This is a genomic window from Acinetobacter sp. AS167 (assembly GCF_037152175.1).
GTDB lineage: Bacteria > Pseudomonadota > Gammaproteobacteria > Pseudomonadales > Moraxellaceae > Acinetobacter.
In genome coordinates this window covers 12,427-26,678 of the sequence record NZ_JBBCMP010000013.1, presented here as the reverse complement: position 1 = coordinate 26,678, position 14,252 = coordinate 12,427, and the positions used below count along the sequence as shown (strand labels likewise).

The 14,252-nt window shown below is 38.1% G+C and carries 9 protein-coding genes; 6 read left to right on the top strand and 3 right to left on the bottom strand.

The window, feature by feature from the left end; all coding sequences use genetic code 11:
- Positions 1 to 185: 185 nt before the first annotated feature.
- Positions 186 to 1,358, bottom strand: a complete 1,173-nt coding sequence (mdh, locus tag WFN33_RS17010; protein ID WP_336954198.1) for an iron-dependent methanol dehydrogenase — start codon at positions 1,356 to 1,358, stop codon at positions 186 to 188.
- A gap of 674 nt (positions 1,359 to 2,032) precedes the next feature.
- Between mdh and WFN33_RS17005 the strand changes: the two genes are divergently transcribed.
- Entirely contained in the window at positions 2,033 to 3,151 is a 1,119-nt protein-coding gene (locus WFN33_RS17005; protein WP_336954197.1) for an OmpW/AlkL family protein, read from the top strand.
- Positions 3,152 to 3,329: 178 nt separating this feature from the next.
- Here the strand turns inward: WFN33_RS17005 and WFN33_RS17000 are convergent, their stop codons facing one another.
- On the bottom strand, positions 3,330 to 4,868 hold the full coding sequence (locus WFN33_RS17000) for an acetyl-CoA C-acetyltransferase (protein ID WP_336954196.1): 1,539 nt from the start codon (positions 4,866 to 4,868) through the stop codon (positions 3,330 to 3,332).
- A 312-nt stretch (positions 4,869 to 5,180) separates the two neighbouring features.
- Here WFN33_RS17000 and WFN33_RS16995 point away from each other — a divergent pair, with 312 nt between their 5' ends.
- From WFN33_RS16995 to WFN33_RS16985, 3 genes are all read left to right on the top strand, one after another.
- On the top strand, positions 5,181 to 6,572 hold the full coding sequence (locus WFN33_RS16995) for a 3-oxoacyl-ACP reductase (RefSeq protein ID WP_004822281.1): 1,392 nt from the start codon (positions 5,181 to 5,183) through the stop codon (positions 6,570 to 6,572).
- A gap of 191 nt (positions 6,573 to 6,763) precedes the next feature.
- The gene (locus WFN33_RS16990; protein ID WP_336954195.1) at positions 6,764 to 7,618 is read left to right on the top strand and encodes a MaoC family dehydratase; all 855 of its coding nucleotides are present in this window, start codon (positions 6,764 to 6,766) and stop codon (positions 7,616 to 7,618) included.
- Positions 7,619 to 7,698: 80 nt separating this feature from the next.
- Entirely contained in the window at positions 7,699 to 8,961 is a 1,263-nt protein-coding gene (locus tag WFN33_RS16985) for a serine hydrolase domain-containing protein (RefSeq protein ID WP_336954194.1), read from the top strand.
- Positions 8,962 to 9,077: 116 nt separating this feature from the next.
- Here WFN33_RS16985 and WFN33_RS16980 read toward each other — a convergent pair whose 3' ends face one another.
- On the bottom strand, positions 9,078 to 9,665 hold the full coding sequence (locus tag WFN33_RS16980) for a TetR family transcriptional regulator (RefSeq protein ID WP_336954193.1): 588 nt from the start codon (positions 9,663 to 9,665) through the stop codon (positions 9,078 to 9,080).
- 114 nt (positions 9,666 to 9,779) lie between these two features.
- On the opposite strand from WFN33_RS16980, the gene WFN33_RS16975 reads away from it, so the two are divergent.
- Complete coding sequence (locus tag WFN33_RS16975; RefSeq protein WP_336954192.1) at positions 9,780 to 11,267, top strand: SmvA family efflux MFS transporter; 1,488 nt, start codon at positions 9,780 to 9,782, stop codon at positions 11,265 to 11,267.
- 712 nt (positions 11,268 to 11,979) lie between these two features.
- A complete protein-coding gene (gene dnaX, locus WFN33_RS16970) occupies positions 11,980 to 14,199 on the top strand; it encodes a DNA polymerase III subunit gamma/tau (protein WP_336954190.1) in 2,220 nt (739 codons plus the stop codon).
- The last annotated feature ends 53 nt before the right edge of the window (positions 14,200 to 14,252 follow it).

Genomic DNA, 14,252 nt, shown 5'->3' with positions numbered 1-14,252 from the left:
CTGATGTTTTAAGCATCATAGTCATAGATTGTGACTTTATCAATATATCTGACAATAATGATTGTCATTTTTTATAAGCGTATAAAAAAGGAATATTACCAAAGTAATATTCCTGAGTATCAAGCACACTTCATTGTATTTGGCCTAAAAGGTTCTCAGGCTGAGTAGAACGAAAGCGGATCATTTTACATTGCTGATTCAAAAATTTTAATGACTTGAGCATCAGTTGCTTTACGTGGATTGGTCAACATACAGGCATCTTTTTGCGCATTTGAGGTCATCACTGCATGATCTTCCGCTTTGACACCCAGTTCAGCTAAGCCAGAAGGGATACCAATAGATGAAGATAACTCACGAATTGCATCAATCGCAGCAAAGGCAGCCTCAGTAACGGTTAAACCCTCAGTATTGACACCCATTAATTGGGCAATTTTTGCATAACGGTCTGGGCAGGCAATTAAGTTAAACTCACACACATGCGGTAATAGAATTGCATTACATACGCCGTGTGGAAGGTTATAGAAGCCACCTAATTGATGAGCCATTGCATGTACATAACCTAAAGACGCATTGTTAAATGCCATACCTGCTAAATATTGTGCATATGCCATTGCATCACGTGCTTCAAGATTTTCGCCATTGGCAACAGCAGGGCTTAACCATTCGCTAATCATTGAAATGGCTTTTTCTGCACATGCATCAGTAATTGGGTTTGCAGCAGTTGAAACATAAGCTTCTACAGCATGAGTTAAAGCATCCATACCCGTTGCAGCAGTTAAAGCAGCAGGTTTTGCAATCATGAGTTTAGGATCATCAATTGCAACAAGCGGTGTACAACGCCAATCAACAATTGCCATTTTTACATGGGTATCAGTATTGGTGATAATACAGAAACGAGTCATTTCGGAAGCAGTTCCTGCTGTCGTATTGATTGCGACAAGCGGTGTCATTGGGACTTTACTTTGATCAATCCCTTCATAATCACGAATATGACCGCCACCTGCGGTAACTAAGCCGATTCCTTTTGCACAGTCATGAGAAGAGCCACCGCCTAAAGACACAATAAAGTCACAACCATTATTGTTATATTCGTTTACGCCATTATGTACGTTAATGTCTGTCGGGTTTGGTTCCGCCCCAGGAAAAATATGACTGTCTACCCCAGCATCTTTAAGATATCCAACAATAATGTCTGCAACACCAAATTTGAATAAGCCGGCATCAGTGACGATGAGGGCTTTTTTTGCCCCTAAATTTTGTGCTTTAGCACCGACTTCTTTGGCACAACCTGGACCAAAAAGTGAGACGCAAGGGATGTAAAAACCGTTTGTTTGATCTGCTATATTTTTAAAAGCCATGGTGCGATTCCTTCTACCATTGTTATTTCATCATTCCAGAAAGGTGATGTTCACCTTGAGGTTGAGTATCTGTTTTGAGGGCTAGATTGAATACCTACTAAACACCTACCAAACTTTAATAATGCAAACCTTAAACTAAGTATTTGATATTTTTATTTAAAATAAAGTAGTGAAGTTTTTCTTTATAATTTTTAAGGTGAAAATTATATTTGAACGTGAGTTTTGATTAAAAAGTACAAAAAGCTATTTTGTTGGGTGTTTTTTGCTCTAACAATTCATTTTATTTTTAAAAAGTGAATCGTTGAGTTTAATTTCGGGCATACATTTTAAAATCCATCAAAATAGAATGAATTATCAATTTATGAGAATGTGTATTGATAATTAAAAAGTTAAAATTATGTGAAAAATTTGATATTTATATAATAGTTCAGCATGGGCTTAAATAGACTTTTTAAATATACCTTTACTGTTAAATTATGCTAAATGATAAAAATAAAACAATGATATATATCATTAATAAGTAGTATAAAAAATTTAAAAATAAAATTACCTATATTTTTTACGGCTGAGTGAAAATGCTATTGATCAGAATTTTATACATAAAGATTGTTTTTTATGTATGTTTTTTAAACAGGTTGCCACGGTTCGGTAATCTCATATTTTAAGGATAAAAAATGAAAAAAATATTAACGTTAAAAAATATTGTCATAACAAGTTCATTGTTCGCGATTACCAGCATGAGTTTTGCGGGGGAGTATAAACGCTTTTCAGTATCTGCAGGTTGGTTACATGTTATGCCTCAGGGAAAAGCCAATCCCTTTAATATTAATACCAGTGTTAAAAATGGTACTAACGCAACAGTCGGAAGTATCTCTACAACCAGTTTTTTAAACTCAGTTGATCCTAATGCTATGGGGGAAGACTTAGGCGGAGTACCATTTAATCAGAAAGAGGTTTTAACTGAATTTCTCAATGATGCATTTATGCAAACCCTATTGACCGATGGTAAGGGTAATATTTTGCCAGAGGTCGCAGGAACAGCAAATATTCATGGCTTGGAAAATTGGCAAGCTAAGGGAACAGGGCTTGAAGTCGATGATGTAGATACCCTTGGTATGATGTTAAATTATTACATTAACGACAATGTTTCTTTGCAACTCATTGGTGGAATTCCTCCAAAAGTTGATATTAAAGGTAAAGGGGAAATCTTGGCACCCCTCACCGGATTAGCCACCTCGCCAAGTGACCTAGTCGGAATTTTATTTCCAGATGGTATAGATTTAAACCAAGCAATTCCAATCACCAATTTAGGCAACAAATCTAAAGCAGCTTCAGTCCGTGCATGGACACCAGCGCTTGAAGCGCAATATCAGTTTGGTCAGTCTGGTGTCAATAAATTGCGTCCATATATTGGGGTAGGGGTGATGTACTCTCATTTTACTGATATTAAATTGAACTCACAGATCAAAAGTGATCTGGTCGCAGCGGGACACATGATTCAAAACGTTTTAGATGGAAAAGCAGGGGCTGCGTTGGATGGCAAACCTTCCAGTGCAAATCCTTATGTAAGGGTTAAAACGACTGATGCAATTGCACCTATTGTAAGTCTGGGTGCTACTTATGATATTAATGAAAACTGGTTTGGTGTGGCTTCTGTTTCTTATGCCAAGCTCAACAATCAGGCTAAGATTGATGTTGTTGATGCCAAGACTGGTAAGCGACTGATTAATTCCACGACAAAAGTTGATATAGATCCATTGATTACTTATGTTGGTGTGGGGTATCGCTTCTAAAATCAACACTATTTTCCCTAAGAATAGTGAAGATTTTAAATGGTTAGCTTCGGCTAACCATTTTTTATGTTGAGCAGAATGGTCTATGCAATTTTTTTTAGCTAGATGTAGATTGATGAGCAATAAAAAAGCATCCTAAATGGATGCTTTTTTGAGAGTATTGTACAAATCAGAGAATTTATTTCTCTACGATTGCAGTTACACCTTGACCACCAGCAGCACAAATCGAAATAAGTACACGACCTGAACCTTTTTGATTAATCAATTTTGCAGCAGTTGCCAAAATGCGACCACCTGTTGCTGCAAATGGATGACCAGCAGCTAAAGAAGAACCTTTAACATTGAGTTTGCTACGGTCAATTGAGCCCAATGGTGCATCTAGCCCTAAACGTTCTTTACAGAACTTAGGATCTTCCCATGCTTTTAAGGTAGAAAGAACTTGTGATGCAAAAGCTTCATGAATCTCATAGTAGTCGAAGTCTTGAAGCTTAATACCTGCACGAGCCAACATACGTGGAACAGCATAAGCAGGCGCCATCAATAAACCTTCTTTCTTATTCACAAAATCTACCGCAGCAGTTTCAGTGAATGTTAAGTAGGCAAGGACTTCATGACCATTTGCTTTAGCCCATTCTTCAGAGGCTAATAGAACAACTGAAGCACCGTCTGTAAGTGGGGTAGAGTTACCTGCAGTCATTGTTGCAGTATCACCTTTACCAAATGCAGGTTTAAGCTTAGCCAATTTTTCAACTGAAGAATCAGGACGCAAGTTATTGTCTTTGTCTAGACCCATAAACGGCGTGATCAAATCATCGAAGAAGCCTTCATCATATGCTTTGGCCATTTTTTGATGTGAAGATGCAGCAAGTTCATCTTGAGCTTCACGCGGAATACCCCATTCTAAAGCAGTAATCGCTTGGTGATCACCCATAGATAAACCAGTACGAGGTTCACCATTTTTTGGTGCATCCATCAAGTCTTTAACATTGATTTTAGCTAAAGCTTTTAAACGGTCTTTACCTGTTTTTGCAATGTTTAATTCAAGCAATGCTTTACGTAAGCCGTCACCAAATGCGATTGGTGCATCAGAGGTAGTATCTACACCACCAGCAATACCCACTTCAATTTGGCCTAATGCAATTTTGTTTGCAACAAGGAAAGCTGCTTGTAAGCCAGTACCACATGCTTGTTGAATATCATAAGCAGGGGTTTCAGGCGCAAGTTGAGTATTTAAAACACATTCACGTGTCATGTTGAAATCACGGCTATGTTTTAGAACTGCACCAGCAACCACTTCACCTAAACGTTGACCTTGAAGGTTAAAACGTTCAATTAAACCGTTTAAAGACGCAGTAAGCATGTCAATGTTTGACGCTCGGAAATAAGGGCCATTTGAACGTGCAAAAGGAATACGGTTACCGCCAATAATTGCTACGCGACGTACAGTGTTTTGACTCATAATTTTATCCTGCTGACCAGAAGTTTGAGTTTTAGAAGATGAAGATGTTGTAACTTTTTTTGCCGTCGATGCAGTTGCTTTGCTACGTGAAGCAGCTGCTGGTGCACGAGTCGGTTTTTTAGTCGTGTTGGCTGCATTGGCATTTGTAGAATTTGTGTTGCTACTTTTACTCGTACGAGTACGAGGTTTTGATGTATTTGACACAGTTTCTTGTACAGTGCTTTCAGCGTTCGAATTTTCTTGAGTTGTTTTGCTCATAAGGCTTTTCCAAGCATGTTCGCAATATTCTTAGGGCTTACATTAACATAATTGGCTATGACTCGAATTGACTATAATGACATTTGCATATTCTTTCAGGTCAAGTCATCATTTTGGCAACTCAAGTATGATTTAACTGAAACTTATGGGTCATTAGAGATGATAGCGTTGTTGACGATTCCTCTAAGCCTTGCGTGAAGAATAACGCAAGGCATTTAAGAAAGCGCAACACAGCTAAATATCTGAGATTATACTGAAGTTAAAAGATACCTTAAGCCCCATACAAAATTAATTTGATGAGAGATAAGAAACATGTCTGACCAATACCAAGCATTTGCTAAATCTCCAATTGGTAAATTTGTCATAAAAAATTTAGGTTTACCATCACCAATCCAGCTAGACCGCTTTGAGTCAGCCACTCCTGTCGTTAAAGGTGCTGTATTATTTGGTGCAGCTCCAAAGAGTCATTTCACTGGTGAAGTTGCGCAGGTTCTTAGTAATATTCATGCCAACACTTATGCAGGGAATAACGCAGAGTTACAACAAGCTGCGGCAAAATCTGGTTTGAATGTTGGCGCTTTTAATGAAGGCGATAAAGAATCAAAATTCAAAGCAGTGATATTTGATGCATCAGGGATTCAAAATTCAGAACAATTACATGAACTACACAAGTTTTTTAATCCTGTTGCCCGTCAAATTGCAACATCAGGCCGTGTAATTATTATTGGTTTAACACCTGAAACTGCACCAACGATTAAGCAGGCGATTGCACAACGTGCATTAGAAGGGTTTGTTAAATCGGTTGGTAAAGAGTTTAAGAAAGGAATTGCTGCTGATCTTATTCTGGTTGATGCAGATGCTGCACAAAACTTGGAATCAAGTTTACGTTTTGCAATTTCTCCACGTTCAGCATACGTATCGGGTCAAGTGATTCGCGTATCTAAAGGTGATGTGATTGATATCGATTGGGCAAAACCGCTTGCTGGCAAAACTGCACTAGTAACAGGTGCAAGCCGTGGTATTGGTGAAGCGATTGCACATGTATTGGCACGTGATGGTGCACATGTAATTTGTTTAGATGTTCCACCACAACAAGCAGACCTTGACCGTGTTGCAAGTGAAATCGGTGGTTCTACACTTGCAATTGATATCACTGCTGCTGATGCTGGTGAAAAAATCAAAGCTGCGGCAGCTCAACAAGGTGGTTTAGATATCATCGTACATAATGCGGGTATTACACGTGACAAAACTTTGGCAAATATGAAGCCAGAGATGTGGGATCTGGTGATTAATATCAACTTATCTGCTGCTGAACGTATTAACGATTATTTATTGTCAAATGATGGTTTAAATGCAAATGGTCGTATCGTTTGCGTATCTTCAATTTCAGGTATTGCTGGTAACTTAGGTCAAACCAACTATGCGGCATCAAAAGCAGGTGTCATTGGCTTGGTGAAATTTACTGCGCCTGTGTTAAAAAATGGTATTACCATTAATGCTGTAGCGCCAGGTTTCATTGAAACTCAAATGACCGCGGCAATTCCATTTGCAATCCGTGAAGCGGGTCGTCGTATGAACTCAATGAGTCAAGGTGGATTACCTGTTGATGTTGCTGAAACAATTGCTTTATTTGCATCTTCAGCATCTACAGGATTAAATGGTAATGTTGTGCGTGTTTGTGGTCAAAGCTTATTGGGTGCATAATCACGCATAAGTGAAATCCTGTTTCGTTTAGGGGATTACCGCGAAGAGATTATTTGTGTATTTAAATAACGCTTTCGCTGGCTTTCTCTTGAACGAAATCAGGATGTTTAAGCTGTATCATCCGTTAATTTCCAACTGAAATGTTGGATTTTTTAAATGTTGAATAAGAATTAATTTTTCAAAGGTCCAGTATGAATACTCGCCATTTTAGTCAACTTCCTAAGCCATATTTAGCTTATCCAAAAGTGATTCAGGGTTTAATTTTTAAAAAGCCAAAAGGTGAAAAAGTTCTACCGCAAGTTGAATATGTGGTTGATTCATTCAAAATTGATCCAAATCATTTAAAAGCATATAACGAAGTGTGTGGCTTTAAAAATAATGGGTATATTCCCGCGATTTATTTAGCTGTTTTATCGCAAAGTTTACAAATGCATATGATGACCTCTGAAGCATTTCCTTTTGCAATCTTAGGCTTGGTGCATATTCGCAATCAAATTAAGCAAACACGTAAAATTGGGGTCAATGAACAGCTGACTTTATCTTGTCAATTTGGTGAGCTAAAGCCCCATGATAAAGGGGTTCAGTTCGACTTCATCACAACAGCCAAAGTTGGCGGTGACGTGGTCATGCAAGGATTAACCACCTATCTAGCACGTCAAAAAACCGATGGTTCAGTTACAGAAAAACCAAAAGATAAAAAAGAACCAAATTATCAAGTTCAGGCGGTTTGGGAAGTTTCTGAAAATACTGGTCGTCGTTATGCTATGACATCAGGTGACTTTAACTTGATTCATATCCATGCATTAACTGCAAAAGCATTTGGTTTTAAACAAGCGATTGCTCATGGGATGTGGAGCAAGGCGCGCGTTCTCGCTGGGCTTAAATTACCAGAAGCTTATGAAGCCGATGTATTGTTTAAATTGCCGATGTATTTACCTTCAACAGTAGAATTTTTAACTGTACAAGATGGTACAACAACTGACTTTTTGATTCGTAATCAAAAATCACAAAAACCTCATGTTTCTGGTGTGGTTAACGCTTTATAAGATAAAATATAAAGCCTGAGTCGAGATGATTCAGGCTTTTTTAATTAAAAAAGTTATGATTAAAAAAATAGGATAGGGCAATGAGCAGTTTAACGGACATTATTTTTGCGAGTACGAAAAATTATCAGGGCTATGTGGATGAGCGTTTTCAAGATCTCGCTGTTCAATTTAGTCGTTTGCAGGATGGTCGTAGCGAAAATGGTGGTGCTGCTTTAACTGTTTATTTTCAAAATGAAAAAGTTGTCGATATATATACGGGTAAAAAATCCAAAACTGAGCAATGGGATGAGCAAACTTTATCAGTGTGTTATTCCACTGGGAAAGGTGTATTGGCAACACTCGCGCATATTTTAGTGAGTGCAGGTTTCTTAGACTACGATACGCCTATAGTCAATTTTTGGCCTGAATTTGCTCAAAATGGTAAAGAGAAAATGACACTGCGTCATATTTTAAGCCATCAAAGTGGCTTATACGATATTCGCAATATTGTTGCTGGTGCAGTTGAAATGGCAGATTGGCAGCATATGCTCAAGGTCATGGAGCAGGCCACACCTCGTTTTGCTGTAGGAACTGATATTGCATATCAGGCATTAACATTTGGCTGGTTGGTGGGTGGTGTTTTAGAGAAAGCAACGCAACAATCTTTAACAGAGTTAATGCAGAAGTATTTGGTTGAACCCCTACAACTTGATGGTGCCTATTTTGGTGTGCCTGAATCTGAGCTAAATCGTGTGGCGCGTTTAATTCAAAAGGCAGCACCTGTACAAAAAACAGAAACAAAATCCAGTAAAAGCAAAACTAAGCACCATAAAACGTCTTTTTCCGATAAGTTGGTTGAATTAACCGGACAAAATCCGCAAGATTTTTTAGATGCTATGGTACCGAAAGGGATGCGTGATTTTAGTTTCTTTAGTGACCAAGGGCTTCAAGCAATTATTCCAGCGGCCAATGGTGTATTTAGCGCCAATAGTCTTGCAAAAGTTTATGCCATGATGGCAAATAAAGGGGTTTGGGAAGGAAAAGTTTTCATTCGTCCTGAAATATTTGCTGAATTAAGTCAAATTCAATCGATTAAACGAGATCGCGTGATGCCAATTCCTATGAAATGGCGTTTAGGCTACCACCGTGTGATTAGTATGGGTAAACGTGCCAAGCAAGGCTTTGGTCACATTGGATATAACGGTTCTGGAGCGTGGTGTGACCCGCAACGAGGGCTTAGTTTTGCCTACACCCATAATTTTGCCATTGGTTCAATCACCGGTGATTATCGTCTTTGGGGGCTGACCCAAGAAACATTACGTTGCGCCGACGGTTTACTTAAGGGAAGTAAAGGCTGGTTCTAAATATTAAGATCAAAGTGATTGAGTTTTTATAGAGCAATAGATTGCTGAGTCTTATTTTACAAAAGAATTAAAAATAAGACTGTTAAACAACTATATATAGATCCATCAATATTTTCTTAGGCAAATAACTCCATTTTCAGGATGGTTTCAACATGATGTTTAAACGAGTGTTGGTCTAAACCTTTTAAGCCAAGTTGATAGATTCCTTCTAAACCACAAACAAAAGCAATCAGTCGCCATGCAATGTCTTGACTGCTGCTGACTGTAGCAATTTTAAATTCTTGTTGGGCGAGCCCATGTTCAATTGCAGTAACCAACGAAGCATGCCACTGTTCCATGGTAATATTATAAGCTTTTTTAATTTCAGGATCTTGATCGATTAAAATCTCAGCTTCATTCCAGAGTCGTAAATAGGGTTGCGTTAGTTCAATATTTTCAAAGCCTAGCAAGAGAGATAAACGCTCAAAACTACTATCGGTTTTAATTTGATCTTCTACTTCATTGAGTTGATCCATCAATTCAATAAAAACTTCTGCCTTTAAATGCGAACTTGATTCAAAGTGATGATGTACTTGTCCTGTTGAAACTTGTGCTTCTGCGGCAATACGGCGCACAGTTAATCCATTCAATCCATCTTGTAGTGCAACACGCTTTGCTGCATCCAAAATCATAGTACGACGCTGTTCTCGGTTTAAATAATTCATCACTTTTAATACAACAAAATTTACAAAACAAATATTAAACAAAGTTGGACGTTTGTTCAAGTCTGCTTATAATGATGAAACTTGAACAAGCGTCCAACTTTAATTAGGTGTGTTATGTACCGCAATTGGGTGATTTTGGCAATCATCGTTTTAATTTATTTACCGGTTTCAATTGATGCAACGGTTTTGCATGTTGCCATCCCAACATTGAGTGCTGCTTTATCACTATCCAGTAATGAAATGCTCTGGGTGATTGATATTTATTCACTGATCATGGCAGGCTTGATTTTGCCCATGGGGGCATTGGGGGATCGTATTGGCTTTAAACGTCTGATGCTGATTGGTGCTGGTATTTTTGGTGTGGCTTCTCTCATGGCTGCTTTTGCGAGTTCAGCCTATATGTTGATTGCGGCAAGAGCATTTCTTGGTGTAGGTGCTGCCATGATTTTACCTGCAACCTTGGCAGGTGTTCGCAATACCTTTTTAGATGAAAAACAACGTAATTATGCTTTAGGTATTTGGGGAACTGTCGGTGGTGGTGGAGCCGCTTTTGGTCCACTGTTGGGTGGTTTTATTCTGGAACATTTTTCATGGGGAACCGTGTTCCTGATTAACGTGCCAATTATTATTTTGGTCTTGGTATTGACGACATGGCTGGTGCCAAAGCAAGTGGTAGAAACCAAACAACCTTTAAATCTATTACAAGCGCTCACTTTGGTCACTGCAATCTTAATGCTGATTTATTCAATTAAGACCTCTATCTATGCGTTTAGCCTAGGGATGATTTTGATTTTTGTGCTTGGATTGGGATTGTTGGTGGGATTTATCCGCCATCAATTAAAAACAACCCAACCGATGATCGATTTTAGTCTGTTTAAGAATCCTGTGATCTCAACCAGTATTGTGATGGCAATGGTGGCTATGATAGCTTTAGTAGGTTTTGAGCTACTCCTTTCACAAGAATTACAGTTTGTGTATGGATATAGTCCATTGGAAGCAGGTTTGTTTATTTTGCCCTTTATGATCGCTATTAGTATTGGAGGACCTTTTACCAGTATTTTAATGAATCATTATGGTTTACGACCTGTTGCAACTATTGGGATGCTGATGTGTGCCTTATGTTTCTTTGGCTTGGCCATGACCAATTTTGATATCGATTATATTCAAGCTTGGGTTTGGATGGTGTTGATGGGAATCAGTGTTGAAATCGCGTTATTATCTTCCACGGCAGCTATTATGTCTGCTGTACCTCCACAAAAAGCAACGGCTGCTGGTGCAATTGAAGGCATGGCGTATGAGTTAGGTGCAGGTCTTGGGATTGCGATTTTTGGACTGTTACTGTCTATATTTTATGCGCATTCAATTGTCTTGCCTGAGCATTTACCGCTGAATATCGCAGCTCAAGCAAGTTCTTCTATTGGTGAGGCATTATTGTTGACCAAGCAGTTAGAACCCGCATTGATGCAACAGGTAAAACAAGCAGCTTTTGAAGCGTTTATTCATTCACATAGTAAAGTCTTGGGCATTTCGGGTCTGATGTTTCTGGTTTTATCTGTATTTGTTTGGCGTGCTTTACCTGCAAAGATACAGATTACTGTCTAGAATATTGCGCATGATTTAAATTATGCGCTTGTTTTTATATTTGTAGTCAAGCAACTAATTGTTTATACAAGTGATTTTTATGTAGCCATTGATCTGAAATGAAGCTTTTATTTTGGTATGAACTTTTAGAAACTATTTATTGCTTATCAATTCATTTTTGAAACTTTTGAATTATAGATGGTTGTCCTACCGTGGGGGCGACAGGGATGTCGCCGTTAGGCGGGGGTATATGAGCAAAAATAAAGCACTGCTTTGTTTGTAGCGCAAGAGTGAGGCATAGCCTACGCAAAGCTATTTAAACCTTGAATGTAAGGTGTGGCATTGCAGGCTTTTTTATAATCAAAAATTTTTTCCATATAATTGATTTAATTAAAAATATTGATTAAGAGAAATTCTATTCTTGTATCTGAGTTTTTGACAGGTTGACTATAGGTTTTACGGTGTAATATAAAAGTTTGGAGAAGCGATTGAAAAACTATAACAGCCCAAAATGTGATTTGTTTAACACTGCCACGTCAGTGTTTTTTAAAGTAAAATTAGCTATTGTGTGTTTTTAAATCTATTTAAGCGATAGATAAACTTTATATTGTAGAGCACAGTGTCAAATTAGAAGAAATTGATCGAATTATCTCTAATAAAAAATAACTCTACAGTTCTTCATTCACTAATCAGTAAAAAAACAGTATCCTTAGACCTGTAACTAGGAGCTTCCATGTATCAGGTACTTGCACGTAAATATCGCCCACGTAACTTTAATGAATTGGTCGGACAGAATCACGTTTCACGTGCACTGACCAGTGCGTTAGATCGTGGACGTTTACACCATGCCTATTTATTTACTGGAACACGTGGGGTGGGGAAAACCACGATTGCTCGAATTTTAGCGAAATGTTTAAATTGTGAAACAGGGGTAACCTCTACACCTTGTGAAGTTTGCGCAACTTGTAAGGCGGTAAATGAAGGGCGCTTTATTGACCTGATTGAAATCGATGCTGCTTCACGGACAAAAGTTGAAGACACACGTGAGTTGCTCGACAATGTACCTTATGCACCGACCCAAGGTCGATTTAAGGTATATTTGATCGATGAGGTACATATGCTGTCGACGCATTCCTTTAATGCGTTATTGAAAACATTAGAAGAACCGCCTGAACATGTAAAATTTTTATTTGCGACCACAGATCCACAAAAATTACCAATTACGGTGATTTCACGTTGCTTGCAATTTACTTTACGTCCATTGGCTGTAGATGAAATTACCCATCACCTTACAGACATTTTAAATAAAGAAGAAATTGCATCAGAGCAAGATGCGATTTGGCAAATTGCTGAATCTGCCCAAGGTTCGTTACGTGATGCATTGTCTTTAACTGACCAAGCAATTGCTTATGGTCAAGGCGCAATTCATCATCAAGATGTCAAAGAAATGCTAGGTTTGATTGATAGAACCATCATTTATGATTTGATCTTGGCAATTCATCAAAATCAAAATGCACGGGTTAGTCAGTTATTACTACAATTTAGGCAACAGGCTTTAGATGTTTCACTGGTTTTAGATCAGTTTATTTCAACTTTGCATGAGTTGGCGATGTTGCAATATTTGCCTGATTTAAGTCTAAAATACAGTGCTGAAATTAATCAAAAAATTATGCAGTTATCAAAAATTGTCTCTGCACAAGATTTACAGCTTTATTATCAAATTGCCTGTAAAGGTCGAGCGGAGCTACAACTTGCAGTAACACAAGAGCAAGGCTTTGAAATGACAGTATTGCGTTTACTGGCATTTAGACCGATGCAAATCAATGAAATTGTAGTCTCTCAAGCTGAACAACCACAAAACAATCAAAATATCGCTCAAGTTGCTGTGTCACAGCAACCGCATCAAGCATCTGTTCAAGCCGGGATTATTCAAGAAGCGCAAATTCAGCAAGCACAGATTCAACAAGAACCAGCTCATCAACCACCTGTTGAAAAAAATAATGAACAACAAAATGCTGCTTTGAATGTAATTCCGCAACCAGAAAGTTACGCGCCATTAACAGAAGTACAGCAACCGCAGGTTGAGATCAATTCGCAGCGTGTAGTGAATGATTTAGATCCAGCTTTTGACGAAATAGAAGAGCTGCAAACTCAACAGCAAAGCGTTGATCATGAACCCAGTAGTGATGACTACTTGGATGACTTTGCTGAGGAAGCACAACAAAGCGCTGTAGTTGAATCAACTGTTCATAATAATCAAAATATTGAAGCGCAGTCGCCAACTGTTCAAGAGAAAATTGCAGTAGAAAATGCTGAACCAAGTTTAACTTTATTTGGTGCTGATTTGAGTCAATCGAAAAATTCTACGTCTCAGTCTAGTTTAAATAAAGATGTATTTTTTTTAGCACCTGAGAATCAGGATCAAAATGTTGAAATTGATTTAGTTGAGCCTATTCATTCTCAAACAGATACTCCAGCTCAAGTTTCTAATATTATCCCTGAAATAGAACCAGGATCTTCTGGTGAGCAACAAACGCCGCAACAGATACTTGCCTTAAAATTACAGGTCTTAGAAGGTGAGTGGACAGTTGAGAAATGGGAATATTGGTTTAGAAACAGCTCACTTTCTCCTGCTGTTCAAGAACTCGCACAGCATGGATTAATGACTGGGGATGTGAATGGTCAATCTATTTTTCAAATTTCGCAAAAATATGAAAAAATACTTAATCAAGCACAACATGATCTTGAGGCAAAATTAAAACAGCAGTGGCCGAATACTTTATTTACAGTGCAATACGGTGAAGTTGAGTCGACCACACCCTATATGATGCAAAACGAGCGTAAGCTTCGAGCTTATGATCGTGCGAATGAAATGCTTGAAAAAGAACCTTTGGTCAAAAGTTTAATTGAAGCATTGGATGGGAAGTTGGAAAATATTCAGCTCAAAGCTTAAATTTTAAAAAACATTTAGATTAAATATCATTTTAAATAAGCTCAATTTCACTG